We start from the raw sequence: 16,493 nt of genomic DNA, 5'->3' as shown, positions 1-16,493 counted from the left end.
GTGGCACCACTGCATGCCCTCGCGCAAGGTGCGCGAAACCGTAGGGAGGAGTTAAATCATGCGTCTGCGTGCAGTTGCGCTTGGCATCGCCGCTTCCGTGTCGATGAGTTTTTCCGCGCTGGCCGGCGAGCTGACCTTCTGGCACGCCTATTCCGGACAACAGGACAAGGTCGACTTCATCAACTATGCGCTCGAGGAATTCGGCAAGGCGCATCCCGATATCAAGCTCAACGTGGTCGCTGCCGAGCAGTCTTCGTACAAGACCAAGCTGAACACGGCCATGGCTTCCGGCAATCCGCCGGACGTCTTCTACACGCTGCCGGGCGGCTTCCTTGGCGCCTTCGTGGCCGGCAACCAGATGTATTCGCTGGATGATGCACTGGCCAAGGACGGCTGGGGCGAAAGCTTCCTGTCGAGCGCTCTCGCTCAGACTACGATGGGTGGCCACACCTACGCTGTGCCGATCGACATCGACTCTTCCGTCTTCTGGTACAACAAGAAGCTGTTCGCCGAGAAGGGCTGGACGGCTCCCGCAACCTATGACCAGCTGCTCGAGTTGTGCGAGAAAATCAAGGCTGACGGCCTCGTGCCCTTCGCTCTCGGCAACAAGGATTCCTGGCCGGCGACGTTCTGGTTCCAGTATCTCGAAATGCGTCTGAAAGGCTCGGGCATCGTCTCCGGCTTCGTCGCCGGAAACGCTGACGCCACGCTCGGCTCGGAAGGCACCGAGGCGTTCAAGCGCATCGCCGACCTTTCGGCGAAGGGCTACTTCCCGGTCGGTTTCAACGGCATGAGCGACCAGGAAGCCAACATGCTCTTCCTGAATGGCCAGGCCGCGATGATGCTGAATGGCACCTGGCAGATCGGCGCCTCGGCCGATGCTTCGGACGACTTCGAACTCGGCTTCTTCCCATTCCCGACCGTTGCCGAAGGCAAGGGCGACCAGAGCGACATCCTTGGCGGTGTGGCTGCAGCCTTCGGCATCGCCGAAAAGACCACCAACAAGGAAGATGCGGTTACGCTGTTGCGCTTCCTGACCTCGCCCGCAGTGATGACCAAATATGTCGAGCTGCGTAAGACGATGGTCACCGTCAAGGGCGCCACGACTGAAGCGGCCGCAGGCCCCGTGCTCTACGGCATCAGCAACGACCTGATGGGCAAGGCGGCCAATCTCGATCCGTTCTACGACACCGCCATGCCGCCGAAGGGCACCGACACCTACTACACTTCGCTGCAGGGCGTGCTCGATGGGTCGGTCGCGCCGGCCGATGCTGCCAAGCGCCTGGAAGAAGCGCTGAAGGCGAAATAACAGGTCGACAAGGTCGCGCCGCTCCAAGTGACGCGACCAAGTACGGAGAAGACCCCCATGGCATCTGGAGCAGCGGCCGCCAGTTCGGCGGTGAGACGCGACAGCCGCTACGCGCTGCTGTTCCTGCTGCCGACGCTGGTCCTCGTTGTGGGGTTCGTCGCCTACCCGGTCGTCTATTCCTCCGTCCTTTCTTTTTACGAGTGGAACGGCACCGCCACACCGGTCTTCGTCGGACTGGACAATTTCCTGCGGCTTGCCGGCGACGGCTTCTTCTGGGCAGCGCTCGCTCGCAATCTTGCCGTGGCCGCTTCGGCCATCGTCCTGCAGGTGCTGCTGGCGCTGGTCATTGCTTATTGCCTCGTGCGCATCGTTGGTAGGATCGGCCGCCTCTTCCTCTTTCTCTATCTGGTGCCGGTTATCGTCAGCGAGATCTGCATCGGTCTGCTCTGGCGTTTCATCTACAATCCCTATTTCGGCTTGCTCAACGCAGCACTGAAGGCCGTGGGCCTGCAGAGCTTGGCGACCGGCTGGCTCGGTCAATCATCAACGGCATTCGCGGCGGTCGTTGCGGTGATGAGCTTCACCTATCTCGGCCTTTATGTGCTTCTGTTCGTTGCCGCCGTGCGCAATGTTCCCGACAGCATCTATGAAGCCGCGGCGCTTGATGGCGCCGGACATTTTCGTTCCCTGTTTTCTATGACCATACCGATGGTGTGGGACTCGGTGCGCGCCAATGTGATGCTCTGCATCATCGGCTCGCTGAAGACGTTCTCGCTCGTCTTCGTGCTCACCAATGGCGGACCGAACCATGCCAGCGAGGTCGTCTCGACCTACCTCTACAAGATCGGCTTCAACGCTTTCGAGATGGGCTATGCGGCGACCATAGGCTTCGCCCAGATGTTCCTGACGGCGATCGGCGCCTGGATCGTCTTTCGCGGGCTGCGCAGCAGCAAAGCGGGCAGAGGCGATTGAGCATGCATCTCAATTCGCGTTGGAGCATCACTCGCATCGGGGTGCTCGCGTTCCTCTCGGTTCACGTTCTGGTGGTGATCTTCCCCTTCGTGTGGATGGCCTACAGCACGCTGAAGACCAACAAGGAATTCATGCGCTCGGTCTGGTCGCTGCCGGCGACGCCGAGCCTCGACGCCTTCGTCCAGGCATGGAACACCGGCGCGCTCGGCACCTATTCGCTCAACTCGCTGATCGTGATGCTCGGCTCTACGGTGTTGGCCGTCGTCGTTGCCACAGCCGGCGGCTATGCGCTCGCCGTCTATCGGCCGCGCTGGCTGGCCGGTATCGAGATCGGCCTTATGATCGCCATGGCCATCCCCGCCTATGTTGCGCTCGTGCCGTTGGTGGTGATGCTGCGTGCGATGAACCTGCTCGACACGCATCTTGGCGTGGTTCTGCCGACGGCCGCCTTCAACGTGCCGGTTACCCTCTTCATCATGCGCGCTTTTTTCGTGACGCTGCCCCGCGACATCATTGAAGCGGCGCGCATAGACGGCTGCAGCGAGTTCGCCATTTTCTGGCGTATCGCCGTGCCCATTGCGCGGCCTGCCATGTTCACCGCCGCCATCGTCAACATGATCTGGGTGTGGAACGACTTCCTGTTCCCGCTCGTCTTCATCAACTCGCCGGCCAAGAAGACGCTTCCCGTCGGCCTGGCAGATTTCGTGGGCGAGCACATCACCAACTACCCGGTGATGCTGGCTGCAATCTTCCTGGCCGCCATCGCGCCGCTCGTCCTTTTCGTTTTCTTCGAACGCCAGATCACCACCGCCCTGACCGGCGGCGCGGTCAAGGAATAAGCCCCCCTCAAGGAGTATCCGCATGTCGTCCAAAAAGCTCGATTTCGCCAGCCGCGCCGTATTCTATGAACCCGAACCGGAGTCGCAGTCGGTCAGCTACCCGATCTACATGTCGGCCAACTTCCAGTATGGCGGCGACATCTACGACCAGATCGTCGCCGGCGCGCGCAAGGAAGTGAATATCTACAGCCGTTGCGGCAATCCGACGGAATACAAGTTCGAGGAGCACATCGCTCAGTTGACCGGCGCCGATGCCTGCCTTGCCACCGCATCGGGCATGGCCGCGATCTCGCACGCCCTGTTCGGAATACTGAAAGCCGGCGACCACATCGTCACCGACCTCACCACCTATTCAAGCACCCACGAATTCTTCGACCACCGGATCGGCGATTTCGGCATCACCGTGACCTTCGTCGACACCAGCGACCCCGTACAGGTGGAGCGCGCCTTCACCGACAAGACCAAAGTGCTGTACTTCGAGGCGCTTGCCAATCCGACCATGAAGGTGCCGCCTATGCGCAAGCTGGTCGAACTGGCGCATAGCCGCGGCATCGTGGTGATCTGCGACAACACCTTTGCCAGCCCCGCGGTCTGCCTGCCCCACTCCTTTGGCGTCGACGTTGTGGTGGAAAGCGCCACGAAGTTCATAGGTGGCCACAACGACGCGGTCGGCGGCGTCATCACGCAGAAGTCCGACATCCTGCCCAAGGACTGGCTGGAAGATGTGCGGTGGAACACGTTGAACAAGCTCGGCGCGCCGCTGTCGCCTTTCAACGCCTGGCTGCTGCTGCGCGGCGCGCAGACGCTGGCGCTGCGGGTGGAGAAGCAGTGCTCCAACGCTGCGGCCCTTGCCCGCTATCTCGAAGGCCACGAGAAGGTGAAGCGCGTCTTCTATCCCGGCCTGCCCTCGCACCCGAACCATGAGTCGGCCAAGGAGCAGCTGCGCAATTTCGGCGCGATGCTGTCCTTCCAGGTGGAGAGCGAGGAACACGGAGTTCGTCTGCTGAAGCGTCTCCAGCTTTGCTGCTTCGCGGCCAGCCTGGGTGGCCTACGCACGACAACGCAGGTGCCCGGCACGATGGCATTCCTCGACATCCCCTCGCAGGAACGTCACGCCATGGGCATCGTCGACGGCCTGGTCCGCTTCTCGGTCGGCATCGAACATATTGACGACATCATCGCTGATGTAGAACAGGCACTCGACCAGATGCATATCGATGTCTAGGAGCACTCTTGCCCGCAGTCGCAATCCTCGGCGACATCAACGTTGACCTGACTTTGCAGGTCGCAGCCTATCCGCCGGAAGGCGGTGAAGGCATCGCCGAGCGGCAGATGCACGGTATCGGTGGCTCGGCCACCAATACCGCGCTTATCCTGGCCAGGCTCGGCCAGCCGGTCCGCTTCATAGGCAGGACCGGCGCCGACGCCTGGGGCGACTGGTGCACGGTCGAGATGGCAGCGGCGGGGATCGACACCCGCTGGATCAGCCGCGACGCCGAGGAGCCGACCCAACTCAACATCGTGGTGGTCGGGGCCAGCGGCGAACGCACCATGTTCTCCTATCGCGGCGCCAACGTGAAACTTGGCGCCGATGACGTCAAACCGGCGGCATTAGCGGAAACCGCCCTACTCCACCTTTCGGGCTATGCTCTGCTCAAGGCCCCTCAGAGCAATGCCGCACTGCGCGCCGTCGATCTGGCACGCACCGCAAACATCCCCATCACACTGGACATCCCCTCAGGCATCGCCGGCGCGATCGGACCGGCGGTCACGGGCCTTTTGCCAGAGATCGACACGCTGTTCCTCGGCGAGCTAGACGCCAAACTGCTTGGCAGCCAAGGTCAACAAGCAACGCTTGATGCCGCCGCCCACGGCCTCATCGAAGCCGGGGCGACGAACGTGGTGATCAAGCGTGGCGCTGAAGGCTCGGTCCTCTATCGCAAAGGGCAAGAGATACATTCGCCGGCCGTCAAGGTCGACGTCATCGATACGACCGGCGCGGGCGATGCCTTCGCCGCCGGCTACATATTCGGATCGCTCGCTGGCCTTTCGGTACCCGCCACCGGTGCCTTGGCAAATGTGGCTGGGGCAATTGCTGCCTCCAACTTGGGGCCGAGCGCGAGCGCCGTCAGTCGCGATGCGCTTCTCGATGGAATTTCCAAGGCCGGGATCGACCCGTCTCTTCTGGCGGAAATCCAACCCCAGATTCGTCGCTAGCAGTCGAAGCTGCTGTTTGAAGCGGGTGAGCAGCGCCGGAGCCGCTTTGTACTTTCGGCCACTTTTACGTGATTGGTCGGTTTACGACATGACACGTAGCCGGAATTGCTTTATTCGGCCTCGCTTAACAATCGCAACATCGGGAGGGATGGCTTAGCGAGGTCCAACTTGACGGATACCGCCCCTCGATTTGAATGTGTCCAGGAGTCCGACGGGACCTGGAAGGTTTGGGATAATATCCGCAAGAAGCCCGCGTCGCTGGGAGGCCAGCTGCTGGTCAACCGACCGTTGTCTCGCTCGGAAACCGCCTGTGCCATCCTGAATAGGATTTATTCAGGCGATCTTCAGCGGAAGACCCTTCAACCTCTCAATCGAATCCTCGCCGGATCCGATGAGAAGCAAGGCTAGCCGAGTGATCTGCCGCTGAAAGCCTATTGAGGGCTACTGTTAGTGCAGCCCGCCGACGCCCAGCAGTTTTTCCACCACGTCCTGCTGTCCGGAAAGATCGGCCGGCGCGCCCGACCACGCGACACGGCCGCGCTCAAGAATGATCGCGTGGTCGGCGAAGTCGAGCGCGCTCTGAATGCGCTGCTCGACCAGCAGGATCGTCATATCGCCCGCGGCGGCAAGCTTGGAGAACGCTGCCATCAGTTCCTCGCAGATGACCGGCGCCAAGCCTTCCAGCGGCTCATCAAGCAACAGCACGGTCGGCTTGCCCAGAATGGTGCGGGCGGTCGAGAGCATCTGCTGCTCGCCGCCCGAAAGCTGCGAGCCGAGATTTTTCCGGCGCTCCTTGAGCCGCGGGAACATGTCGTAGGCTTCCTCGATCGCCGAGCGGTCTCGGTCCTTCAGGCCCACGAACAGGTTTTCCTCGACCGTCAGCGAGGGGAAGATGCAGCGTGCCTGCGGCACATAGCCGAGGCCGGAGCGTGCGCGCGACGCGCTTTCCATATTGCCGAGCTCTTTGTCGCCGAGGCGGATCGTGCCGCCATAGCGCTTGGTCTGGCCCGCGATAGTGGCGAACAGCGTGGTCTTGCCCATGCCGTTGCGGCCCAGAACGGCTAGGCGGGAGCCGGCGGCAACGGAGAAGCTGACGCCCTCCAGAACGCGCGTCGGGCCGTAGCCGGCGCTGAGATCGGTGACTTCAAGCGGCGCTGCGGTCATTGGCGTAGTTTCCGAGATAGGCTTCGCGCACGCGGGCGTCCTTGGTCACATCCTGCGGTGAGCCGTCGAAGATGATGGCGCCGGCGGCAAGCACGACGACGCGCTTGGCGAAGCGGAAAACGAGATCCATGTCGTGCTCGATCATCAGCACGGCAAGGTCGGCAGGCAGGCCGGCAAGGGCCGCCTCGATGCGCGGGGTGTCGCTCTGCGGCACGCCGGCGGCGGGCTCGTCGAGCAGCAGCACCTTCGGCTTCAGCGCGAGCGCCAGCGCGATCTCCAGCAGGCGCTGCTGGCCATAGGCGATCTCGCTAACCTTGCGGGTGGCGATATGGTCGATGCCGAGCGTGTGCAAGAGTTCGCCCACCTCGGCCATCACGTCGGGCATAGCGTGGAAGTTGCCGAGGATGCGGCGCGCGCGTCCGGTGCGCTGCAGCACGGCCAGCGCCACATGCTCTTGCGGCGTCATGTCGGCGAACAGCCGCGTCACCTGGAACGAGCGCACCAGCCCCTGCTGCACGCGCTTGGTGGGCCCCAGCGAAGTCACGTCCCCGCCGCCGAGCGTCACCTTGCCGGAATCCGGCTGCAGGTGCCCGGTCACGAGGTTGACGAAGGTGGTCTTGCCGGCGCCGTTGGAGCCGATCAGCGCCACCCGGTCGCCGGGCGCCATCGAGATCGACACATCTTGCGTAACGGCAAGGCCGCCGAAGGATTTTTTGAGGTTCTGGACCTGGAAGACCGCGCTCATCACTGCCTCCGGGAACGGTTCAGAAGCTGAGCCGCCGTGCCATAGAGTCCTTTCGGCGCAAACAGCACCACGGCGATCAGCAGCGCGCCGACGATGGTGAGCCAGTGGAACGGATTGACCGCCGAGACGAAGTCCTTGAACACCATGAAGCTGACGGTGCCAATCAGCGCGCCAAAGAGCGAGCCTGTGCCGCCGAGCACCAGCATCACTAGCGACTCCGCCGAGGTGGTGAAGCTCAGACTGTCGAGGCCGACGACCTGGGTGGAGATGGCATTGAGCGCGCCGCCGATGCCGGCCACAGCGCCGGAAATCACGTACATGCGCAGCAGCGTGCCCTGTACCGAAGCGCCCATGGCGCTGACGCGGATCGGGTCTTCCTTGATGCCCCGGCACAGCATGCCGAAGGGCGAGCGCACCAGAATGCGCAGCAGCATGAAGACGATGACCAGCAGCGCGATGCCGAAGCCATAGGCGGTGTGGCCCCAGAGGTCGAACTCGAACACGCCGAACACCGGATCGGGCGAAATGCCGGAAAGACCGTCACTGCCGCCGGTCCACTCCGACGCCTTGTTGGCGATCTCGTGGAAGAGGTGCACGACGGCGATGGAAAGCACGAGTTGCGCCAGGCCATGGCCGCGCAGGATCACCGCGCCGGAAACCAGCCCCGCCACCGCGCCGCCGAGGGCGCCGATGGCAACCATGGCGATCGGGTCGTTGATGTCGAAATGCGCGGCGGCAATGCCGGCTGCATAGGCCCCTGCCCCGAACAGCGCGGCATGGCCGAGCGTGGCGATGCCGCAATAGCCTGTGACGAGATCGAGCGACAGAACCAGCAGCGCAATCGCAGTGATGCGCGTCAGCAGCGCGAGGTTGTTGGGGAACAGCAGAAAGCCGATCGCCGCAACGATCAGGATGACGGCTAGGCCCGCCAGATCGCGCAGCAGCCGGTTGGGGCTAGAAGTCGCCTTGGCCGTCGGAGAAGTGGTTTCGAGAGCGGCCATTATTTCTTCCTGCCCAGAAGTCCGCGCGGGAAGGTGCAGACGATTGCGATCACCGCGAGGTAGAAGAAGAACTCGCCATATTCCGGCAACAGATAGCGGCCGGTCGTGTCAATGCCGCCGAGCACGAGACAGGCGAGCAGCGCGCCGGGAATGGAGCCCGCACCGCCGACCGAGACGACGACGAGGAAGGTCACCATGTAGCGCAGCGCGTAATAGGGCTCGATCGGCAGCAGCTCGGCGCCGACGATGCCGCCGAAAGCGGCAAGCCCGACCGCGACCGCGAAGCTGACCGCATAGACGATCTTGGTGCGCACGCCGAGCGAGGCGGCCATCGCGGCGTTGTCGACGGATGCGCGCAGCTTCACGCCGAAGGGGGTCTTTTCGATCAGGAACCATAGGCCGCCGGCAACCACCACGCCGCAAGCGATGGCGAACAGCTTATGCGCGGCAATGGAGCGGAAGCCGAGATCGACCGGACCCCGCAGCGTATCGGGCAGCGGGATCGTCTTCAGCGTCGGGCCGAACACATAGTTGGCGATGCCGATAACGCAGAAGGTGATGCCGATGGTCATCAGCACCTGCGTCAGTTCCGGCGCACCATAGATGCGGCGGTAGAGGAAGCGCTCGACGGGAATGGCGATGATGATCGTGCCGACGACCGCGATCAGGATCGCGGCTGCATAGCCGAAGCCGAGTGTCTGCGCCGCGTAGGAGGCGATGTAGCCGCCGATCATCGCAAAGGCGCCGTGGGCAAGATTGACCACGCGCATCAGGCCCATGGTTACCGACAGTCCGATCGAGATGACGAACAGCACCATGCCATAGGCAAGGGCATCGGTCCCAACGCTGAAAACGGTTTGCATCGCTCTTTCCGGCAAGGCGCCCGGAAGCCACCTTCGGCCACCGGGCGTCGGTTCTGATAAGTTCGCTTACTTCGCGGCAGCCAGGCCGGGATCGCCCTGCTTCTCGAAGGTTACGATTTCCTTGTTGTAGTAGGTGCCATCGTCGGCCTTGGCCACTTCGCGCAGATAGATGTTCTGCGTCATGTGGCGGCTCTCCGGATCAATCGACACCGGGCCACGCGGGCTTTCCCAGGCCAAGCCCTTCACGGCGTCCACGGCCTTCTGCGCGTCCTGCTTGCCGCCCGTCGCCTCGATCATCTTGTAGATGACGTGCATGCCGTCATAGGCGCCGACAGATGGGAAGGACAGTTCTGCAGGGGTGCCGATGGCCTTCTGAGCAGCCTCGACGAACTTCTTGTTTTCGGCCGAGTCGTGCGAGACGGCATAGTGGAAGGTCGTCAGCAGCCCTTCCGCCGATGCGCCGAGCGCCGGCAGGTCGGACTCCTGCGTGAGATCGCCCGGCGCGAGGAACTGCACGCCGGCGCTCTTCAGGCCGTTGTCGTTATAGGCCTTGACGAAGCCGAGCGTGGTCGGGCCCGACGGCAGGAAGGCGAAGAGCGCATCGGCTCCGGAATCCTTCACGCGCTGCATGATCGGGCTGAAGTCGTTGGTCGACAGCGGCATGCGGATCGAATCCACGACCTCGCCGCCCTCGGCGGTGAAAGTGGTCTTGAATGCATTCTCGGCGTCGACGCCCGGGCCGTAGTCGCTGACCACGGTGATGACCTTCTTGACGCCACGCTCCTTGGCGACCTTGGCCATCGGCGCGGAGGTCTGCCAGGTGGTGAAGGAAGTGCGCACGATCAGCGGGCTCTTGGTTACGATCGCTGAGGTCGCGGCATTCATGACCACGAGCGGCACGTTGGCCTGCTTGAGCAGCGGGGTGACGGCCATCGCATCCGGCGTGAAATAGAAGCCGGCCAGATACTGCACGCCTTCCTTGACAACCAACTCCTGCGCCAGCGCCTTGGACTGGGCCGGGTCGGCCTGCGGCACGTCGCGATAGACGATCTCGATGTCGTCGTCGCCGATTTTGCTGCCGTTCAGCGCCATATAGGCGTCGATGCCGGCCTTGAAGTTCTTGCCCTGGATGGCGAACGGGCCCGAGAAGGGTCCGACGACGCCGATCTTGATCGTATCGGCATAGGCCGAACCGCAAAGCGCCAGCGCGGCAACCGCGCCCAGAAGTAGCTTCTTCATTTTTCCTCCACGATACCCTCCCGGCTCGATGCTGCGCCGGGCTACATCAATCCATTGGGCCGCAAGTGTCATGCTCAAAACGGTGATGTAAAATGAAAAGAAACAAGCAACATATAATCAAGAGGCTATATGTGCAGCGGGTGGTCTGCCCCTAATAGGGCAAACCGACGTAATTTTCAGCAAGAGATGCCGAGGCGACCTGTGAGTGGACGAGATAGTCCAGCTCAGCCTCCTGGATGCGCTGGCCGAAGGCGTCGGTGTCGGGGAAGCGATGCAGCATGGTCGTCATCCACCAGGAAAAGCGCACCGCCTTCCACACCCGCGACAGCGCCTTGCCCGAATAGGCGTCCAGGCCGACCGATGACTTGTCGAGATAGTATTCACGCAGGCCCGAATAGAGGTAGCGCACGTCGCTGGCGGCAAGGTTAAGGCCCTTTGCACCAGTGGGCGGCACGATGTGGGCGGCGTCGCCCACTAGCGACAGTCGGCCGAACTGCATCGGCTCGGCGACGAAGGACCGCAGCGGCGCAATCGACTTTTCGAAGGACGGGCCGGTCGTGACGCGCTCAGCTGCCTCTTTCGGCAGACGGCGACGCAATTCGTCCCAGAAGCGCTCGTCGCTCCAGTCCTCGATCTTGTCGTCGAGCGAACACTGGACATAGTAGCGGCTGCGGTGTTCCGACCGCATCGAGCAGAGCGCAAAGCCGCGCGGATGATTGGCATAGATCAGCTCATGATCCGCAGGCGGCACCTCGGCGAGGATGCCCAGCCAGCCGAAGGGATAGGCGCGCTCATAGGTGCGGATCGCCTCCTGCGGCACCGACTTGCGGCTGACGCCGTGGAACCCGTCGCAGCCGGCAATGAAGTCGCAGTCGATGCGATGGGTGACGCCATCCTTCTCATAGGTGACAAAAGGCGAAGCCGTATCGAAATCGTGCGGCTGGACATTCTTGGCCTCGTAGACAGTCGTCAGGCCGGCCGCTTCACGCTTGTCCATCAGGTCGTGCGTGACTTCGGTCTGGCCATAGACCATGACACGCTTGCCGGTTAGCCCGTGAAGGTCGATGCGGTGCCGGCGGTTGTCGAAGGCGAGCGAAATGCCCTCATGCGGCAGGCCCTCGGCATGCATGCGCGCGCCAACGCCGGCTTCGTCGAGCAGGTCCACCATGCCCTGCTCCAGCACGCCGGCGCGCACGCGGCCCAGTACATAGTTGCGGTCCACGCGTTCCAGGATGACGTTGTCGATGCCGCTATTGGCCAGAAGTTGCCCGAGCAGAAGGCCGGACGGACCCGAACCGATGATCACAACCTGCGTGCGCATTTCTTTCCTTCTTGTCGTTTGCAATCAGGCCGGCCGCGCCCGATGATCGGGCTCGCAGGCTTGCCGTCGCATTCCAATTCGTGGTCGCGGAGGAAGAAAATCCGCCGCTAGGATCCAATGGCCTCGATCTGCCCGGCCAGAGTGTTCGCCTGACGGAGCGAGGCGGCAGTGGCGGCCACCATCTGCGGCAGGATCAGCCATTCCAGTGTCCAGGCCGCGCCTGAGCGCTCCTGCTCGTGCACCAGCGCCTGATGCATTCCCGAAAGCTGCGTGGCGTTGAACCGCGCAAGCGTGACCAGTACTTCGGCGGCGACCGGATTCTGCTTGTGCGGCATGGCGGAGGAACCGCCCCCGCCCCTCAACTGGATCTCGCCGCCGGTCTGCGCCATCAGCGCGACGTCCTGCCCGATTTTTCCCAAGCTGCCGGTGATCAGCGAGAGCAGATTGGCGAAGTCGGCTAGCCTGTCGCGCTGGCTGTGCCACTGCGGCGCGTCGCCAAGTCCAAGTCTCCCGGCCAGCGCGGCGCGCACGCTTGCTGCCTTGTCACCCAGCTTTTCCAGCGTCCCCGCCGCCCCCCCGAACTGCACGACGAGCAGTTCCCCGCGCTGCTGGTCCAGTCGCTTGCGGTGCCGCATCAGCGGCTCCCGCCACGACCGGACGCGGTCTGCAACCGTGATCGGGATGGCGGCCTGCATGCGGGTCTTGCCCATCAGGTAGCGGCTGCCGAAACGCGCCTCCAAGCCCGCCAGCCGCTCGATCACCTCGGCCAGCGTCGCGTCGAGATGCGAAATCACCGGCTTCAGCCGGAGGATGAGCCCGGTGTCGATCACGTCCTGGCTGGTGGCGCCGAAATGCGCCGCCTTGTCATGCGGCTTGCCGATCGCGGCGCGAAGCTGTTTGACCAGTTCCGGCACGACGACGCCGTCCTGCCCGACCCCCGCCTTCAGCCCCGCCATATCCGGCTTGAACGCCTTCAACGCAGCGACGACCGCGTCCGCAGCCTTGCGCTCGATGACGCTCTCGTCCGCTTCCGCCTCGGCCAATGCCCGCTCAAAGACAAGCATGGCCTCGATCTCGGCAGCGGCCGAAAAATGACGCGCGGTCTCGTCGTCACCGAGAAGGCCGGAGAGAACTGGATGGTCGAAGGGCGAGAAGGACATGACCAGATTCCCCGCTCAAATGTCGAAGAAGACCGTTTCCTTCTCCCCCTGGAGATGGATGTCGAAGACGTAGGCGCCGTCGGCCGCGCGCTGCGCAATCAACGTCGGCACGCGCACCTTATGCTCGATACGGGCCAGCACCGGGTCCTCGGCATTCGCCGCCTCTTCCTCGGGGAAGTACATGCGCGTCTGCAGACCGATATTGATGCCGCGCGCGACGATCCAGAAGCTGATGTGAGGGGCCATCTTGCGGCCGTTCTTGAACGGCACGCGGCCCGGCTTGATCGTCTCGAAGACGCATTCACCGGTATCCATGTCGGTGGCCTTGCGGCCCCAGCCGGCAAAGTGCGGATCGGCGGTGCCGCGCATCTCGGACGGCGAGTTGTAGAGCCCGTCGGCGTCAGCCTGCCAGATTTCGATCAGCGCATCCTTGAGTGGCGTGCCGGTGCCGTCGAGGACCCGGGCGCGGATGGTGATGCGCTCGCCCTTGGTCTTTTCGTTGACCATGGTGGCGCCAAGGTCTGCCGGATAGACGCCCTTGATGTCGCAGAAATTCGGCGTTAGGCCGATATGCACATAGGGTCCCGCGGTCTGCGACGCGCTTTCCTTGAGACGGTTGAGAGCCTGCGCCATATCAGTTGCCCTCCAGCCTGTTTTCGAACAGCGACGAGCGCCGCCCGCGCAGCACGATATCGAACTTGTAGGCGCGCGCATCCATTGGAATGGTCGCCTCGCGATCGAGCGCGGCAATCAGGGATTCAACCGCAGCCCGGTCGGGAATGGTCTTGACGATCGGACACTGCCAGATCATCGGATCGCCCTCGAAATACATTTGGGTGATCAGGCGCTGGGCAAAGCCATGCCCGAACACCGAAAAGTGGATGTGGGCTGGGCGCCAGTCGTTGACGCCATTCGGCCACGGATAGGGTCCGGGCTGGATGGTGCGGAAGGCATAGTTGCCTTCCTCGTTTGTGATGGTGCGCCCACAACCGCCGAAATTCGGGTCGAGGGCGGCGAGATAGCCTTCCTTCTTGTGGCGGTAGCGGCCGCCGGCATTGGCCTGCCAGAATTCTAGCAGCGCGCCGGGCACGCCCTTGCCGCGCTCGTCGAGCACGCGGCCGTAGACGATGATGCGCGGGCCGATGGCGCTTTCGCCGGGCTTGGCGAAGTTGTGGATCAGGTCGTTGTCAAGCTCGCCCAGCATGTTGTGGCCGAACACGGGGCCGGTGATCTCCGACAACGTATTGTCGAGCGACAGCAGCGCCTTTTGCGGCGAGCGCAGCACCGAGGTCTTGTAGTCGGGCGTGAATGCCGGCGGATGCCACAGGCGATCGCGCTGGAAGAAGGCGCCCGTCTCGGGCTTACGGTTCGAGAATGGATCAGCGCTCATTTCGCCCCACTTTCAGCGTCCATTTCGGCGAACACCTGCTTGGCGATCTTGATCGCCTGATTGGCCGCCGGCACGCCGGCATAGACGGCGACATGCAGGAAGGCCTCGCAGATGTCCTCGCGCGTGGCGCCGGTGTTGGCCGTGGCGCGCACGTGCATGGCAACTTCCTCGTCATGGCCGAGCGCCGCAAGCAGCGCCAGCGTCACCATTGACCTCTCGCGCTTGGTCCAGCCCGGACGCGCCCAGAGGTTGCCCCAGGCGGTTTCGGTGATCAACTCCTGGAAGGGACGGTCGAAATCGGTCGAAGCCCTTTCCGCGCGATCGACATGGGCGTCGCCAAGCACCGAACGCCTGACGGCAAGCCCCTCTCGATACCTCCTCGAGGGTTGATGCAGTTCACCCATGATGTCTTTCTCCGGAAGGCAGTTCGGCAAGGAAATTGCGGATGAGTTCGATCAGCGCGGCCGGCTGTTCGACGCAAGGGATGTGCCCGGCGTTCTCGATGACCTCGAAACGGGCACCGGGAATGAGCTCGGCGGTGGTGCGCACCAGTTCCGGCGGCGTCGAGCCGTCCTGGTCGCCGACGATGCAGAGCGTCGGCACTGCGATGTTTGCGGCGACTTCGGTGTAGTCGGCGTCACGCAGGGCGGCGCAAGTGCCCGCATAGCCTGCAACCGTCTGGCGCGTGAGCATATTGCGGCAACCGTCAAGCTCGGCCTTGCGATTGGCGTGGAACGCCGGCGTGAACCAGACCTTCATCACGCCATCGGATATCGCAGCGATACCGTCCTTCTCGACCGTGGCGATGCGCGCATTCCAGCCGTCCACCGTACCGATCTTGTGAGCGGTGTCGCACAGGATGAGCGCGCGCACGAGATCGGGGCGCTGCGCATAGAGGCCCTGTGCGATCATCCCGCCGACCGACAGCCCGCAAATGATCGCGTTCTTGACGTTCAGATGGTCGAGAAGGGCTTCGAGATCGCCAACATGGTCTTCCATAGCGTAGGGCGCCTCGCCGACATCCGACAGGCCGTGGCCGCGCTTGTCATAAGTCACGATGGGAAAGTCGCCGGCCAAGTGGACGATCACGTCTCGCCAGATGCGAAAATCGGTGCCGAGAGAGTTGACGAATACGATGACCGGCTTGTGCGCGGGACCACCGATGAGCTGATAGTGCAGCGTGACGCCGCCGATTTCGATGAATTGCACCGCGTTTCTCCTCATGCCGACAGTGGATTAGTTGTTTGGTTTGGTAAAATGATATTTTGTGGCCTTCCCTTAACTCGTAGGTTATGGATTTCCCATGATCGAAAGCCGCGTCCGGTTCCGCCATCTCCAGACCTTCCTTGAAGTTGCGCGCCAGAAGAGCGTGGTCAAGGCGGCGAGCATCCTCAATGTCAGCCAGCCGGCGGTCACCAAGACCATTCGCGAACTCGAGGAGGCGCTCGGCGTCGCGGTGCTGGAGCGCGACGGGCGTGGCATTCGCATCACGCGATCGGGCGAGATCTTCATGCAGCACGCGGGCATGGCGATCACCGCGCTACGGCAGGGCATCGACTCGGTCGCCCATGCTGGCGCCGAAGCCGGCCCGCCGATCCGCATTGGCACGCTGCCGACCGTGTCGGCTCACATCATGCCGCATGCCATGAAGCTCTTCCTGAAGGAGGATACGGGCGTCACCATCAAGATCGTGACCGGCGAGAACGCCGTGCTCCTCGAGCAGTTGAGGCTAGGTGAATTGGACCTTGTCGTCGGTCGTCTGGCTGCGCCCGAAAAGATGACTGGCTTCTTCTTCGAGCATCTCTATTCGGAGCAGATCGTTTTTGTGGTTCGCAGTGGCCATCCCCTGCTCAAGGGCGATCAGGACGTGTTCGAGAAGCTGAGCGAATACCCGGTGCTGATGCCGACGCGCGGCTCCATCATCCGCCCATTCGTCGAGCGCTTCTTCCTGACCAACGGCGTGGCGACAATCCCGACTGAAATCGAAACCGTGTCAGACTCCTTCGGTCGCGCCTTCCTGCGCCAGAGCGATGCGATCTGGATCATTTCCGCAGGTGTCGTCGCCGATGATCTGAAGGCCGGCACGCTCACTGCGCTGCCCATAGACACCAGCGAAACCCGCGGCCCGGTGGGCCTGACCATGCGCACCGACACGGCCCCCTCGCCCGCCTTCTCAATCCTGCTCAAGACGATCCGCGAAGCCGCGAGCGGTCACGCCTGAGAAACAAGTTCGGAGCTCCCAAAGAAAAAGGGGCCGCCAAAGGCGACCCCTG

General features: G+C 63.0%; 17 protein-coding genes. 6 read left to right on the top strand and 11 right to left on the bottom strand.

Annotated elements, in window-relative coordinates:
* Positions 1 to 58: 58 nt before the first annotated feature.
* The 5 genes from C7I85_RS05685 to C7I85_RS05665 are packed head-to-tail and all read left to right on the top strand — an operon-like array spanning position 59 to position 5,337.
* On the top strand, positions 59 to 1,309 hold the full coding sequence (locus tag C7I85_RS05685; RefSeq protein ID WP_106722961.1) for an ABC transporter substrate-binding protein: 1,251 nt from the start codon (positions 59 to 61) through the stop codon (positions 1,307 to 1,309).
* 57 nt (positions 1,310 to 1,366) lie between these two features.
* Entirely contained in the window at positions 1,367 to 2,281 is a 915-nt protein-coding gene (locus C7I85_RS05680) for a carbohydrate ABC transporter permease (protein WP_106722960.1), read from the top strand.
* A 2-nt stretch (positions 2,282 to 2,283) separates the two neighbouring features.
* Positions 2,284 to 3,120: a carbohydrate ABC transporter permease gene (locus tag C7I85_RS05675; protein ID WP_106722959.1), complete on the top strand. Its 837-nt coding sequence runs from the start codon at positions 2,284 to 2,286 to the stop codon at positions 3,118 to 3,120.
* 22 nt (positions 3,121 to 3,142) lie between these two features.
* Positions 3,143 to 4,345, top strand: a complete 1,203-nt coding sequence (locus C7I85_RS05670; protein WP_106722958.1) for a trans-sulfuration enzyme family protein — start codon at positions 3,143 to 3,145, stop codon at positions 4,343 to 4,345.
* Between the two features lie 8 nt (positions 4,346 to 4,353).
* The gene (locus tag C7I85_RS05665) at positions 4,354 to 5,337 is read left to right on the top strand and encodes a carbohydrate kinase family protein (RefSeq protein ID WP_106722957.1); all 984 of its coding nucleotides are present in this window, start codon (positions 4,354 to 4,356) and stop codon (positions 5,335 to 5,337) included.
* 447 nt (positions 5,338 to 5,784) lie between these two features.
* Here C7I85_RS05665 and C7I85_RS05660 read toward each other — a convergent pair whose 3' ends face one another.
* The 11 genes from C7I85_RS05660 to pcaD form a co-directional block, all read right to left on the bottom strand.
* The gene (locus C7I85_RS05660; protein ID WP_106722956.1) at positions 5,785 to 6,501 is read right to left on the bottom strand and encodes an ABC transporter ATP-binding protein; all 717 of its coding nucleotides are present in this window, start codon (positions 6,499 to 6,501) and stop codon (positions 5,785 to 5,787) included.
* Positions 6,482 to 7,246, bottom strand: coding sequence for an ABC transporter ATP-binding protein (locus C7I85_RS05655; protein ID WP_106722955.1), 765 nt, complete (start codon positions 7,244 to 7,246; stop codon positions 6,482 to 6,484). The genes C7I85_RS05660 and C7I85_RS05655 overlap by 20 nt, the downstream gene beginning before the upstream one ends.
* On the bottom strand, positions 7,246 to 8,247 hold the full coding sequence (locus C7I85_RS05650) for a branched-chain amino acid ABC transporter permease (protein WP_245444819.1): 1,002 nt from the start codon (positions 8,245 to 8,247) through the stop codon (positions 7,246 to 7,248). The genes C7I85_RS05655 and C7I85_RS05650 overlap by 1 nt, the downstream gene beginning before the upstream one ends.
* The gene (locus C7I85_RS05645) at positions 8,247 to 9,110 is read right to left on the bottom strand and encodes a branched-chain amino acid ABC transporter permease (protein WP_106722954.1); all 864 of its coding nucleotides are present in this window, start codon (positions 9,108 to 9,110) and stop codon (positions 8,247 to 8,249) included. The genes C7I85_RS05650 and C7I85_RS05645 overlap by 1 nt, the downstream gene beginning before the upstream one ends.
* Positions 9,111 to 9,176: 66 nt before the next feature.
* Positions 9,177 to 10,349, bottom strand: coding sequence for an ABC transporter substrate-binding protein (locus C7I85_RS05640; protein ID WP_106722953.1), 1,173 nt, complete (start codon positions 10,347 to 10,349; stop codon positions 9,177 to 9,179).
* A gap of 151 nt (positions 10,350 to 10,500) precedes the next feature.
* On the bottom strand, positions 10,501 to 11,670 hold the full coding sequence (gene pobA / locus C7I85_RS05635) for a 4-hydroxybenzoate 3-monooxygenase (protein ID WP_106722952.1): 1,170 nt from the start codon (positions 11,668 to 11,670) through the stop codon (positions 10,501 to 10,503).
* A 107-nt stretch (positions 11,671 to 11,777) separates the two neighbouring features.
* Positions 11,778 to 12,830, bottom strand: coding sequence for a 3-carboxy-cis,cis-muconate cycloisomerase (locus C7I85_RS05630; protein ID WP_106722951.1), 1,053 nt, complete (start codon positions 12,828 to 12,830; stop codon positions 11,778 to 11,780).
* A 15-nt stretch (positions 12,831 to 12,845) separates the two neighbouring features.
* Entirely contained in the window at positions 12,846 to 13,463 is a 618-nt protein-coding gene (gene pcaG, locus C7I85_RS05625) for a protocatechuate 3,4-dioxygenase subunit alpha (RefSeq protein WP_106722950.1), read from the bottom strand.
* Between the two features lies 1 nt (position 13,464).
* Positions 13,465 to 14,220, bottom strand: a complete 756-nt coding sequence (gene pcaH / locus C7I85_RS05620; RefSeq protein WP_106722949.1) for a protocatechuate 3,4-dioxygenase subunit beta — start codon at positions 14,218 to 14,220, stop codon at positions 13,465 to 13,467.
* Positions 14,217 to 14,624: a 4-carboxymuconolactone decarboxylase gene (pcaC, locus tag C7I85_RS05615; RefSeq protein ID WP_106722948.1), complete on the bottom strand. Its 408-nt coding sequence runs from the start codon at positions 14,622 to 14,624 to the stop codon at positions 14,217 to 14,219. The genes pcaH and pcaC overlap by 4 nt, the downstream gene beginning before the upstream one ends.
* Positions 14,617 to 15,429: a 3-oxoadipate enol-lactonase gene (gene pcaD / locus C7I85_RS05610; RefSeq protein WP_106722947.1), complete on the bottom strand. Its 813-nt coding sequence runs from the start codon at positions 15,427 to 15,429 to the stop codon at positions 14,617 to 14,619. The genes pcaC and pcaD overlap by 8 nt, the downstream gene beginning before the upstream one ends.
* A 94-nt stretch (positions 15,430 to 15,523) precedes the next feature.
* Between pcaD and pcaQ the strand changes: the two genes are divergently transcribed.
* Complete coding sequence (gene pcaQ, locus C7I85_RS05605) at positions 15,524 to 16,441, top strand: pca operon transcription factor PcaQ (RefSeq protein ID WP_106722946.1); 918 nt, start codon at positions 15,524 to 15,526, stop codon at positions 16,439 to 16,441.
* Positions 16,442 to 16,493 lie beyond the last annotated feature (52 nt).

Source organism: Pseudaminobacter soli (ex Li et al. 2025), assembly GCF_003012705.1.
GTDB classification, from domain to species: domain Bacteria; phylum Pseudomonadota; class Alphaproteobacteria; order Rhizobiales; family Rhizobiaceae; genus Pseudaminobacter; species Pseudaminobacter soli.
This window is presented reverse-complemented; position numbering and strand designations above follow the sequence as displayed.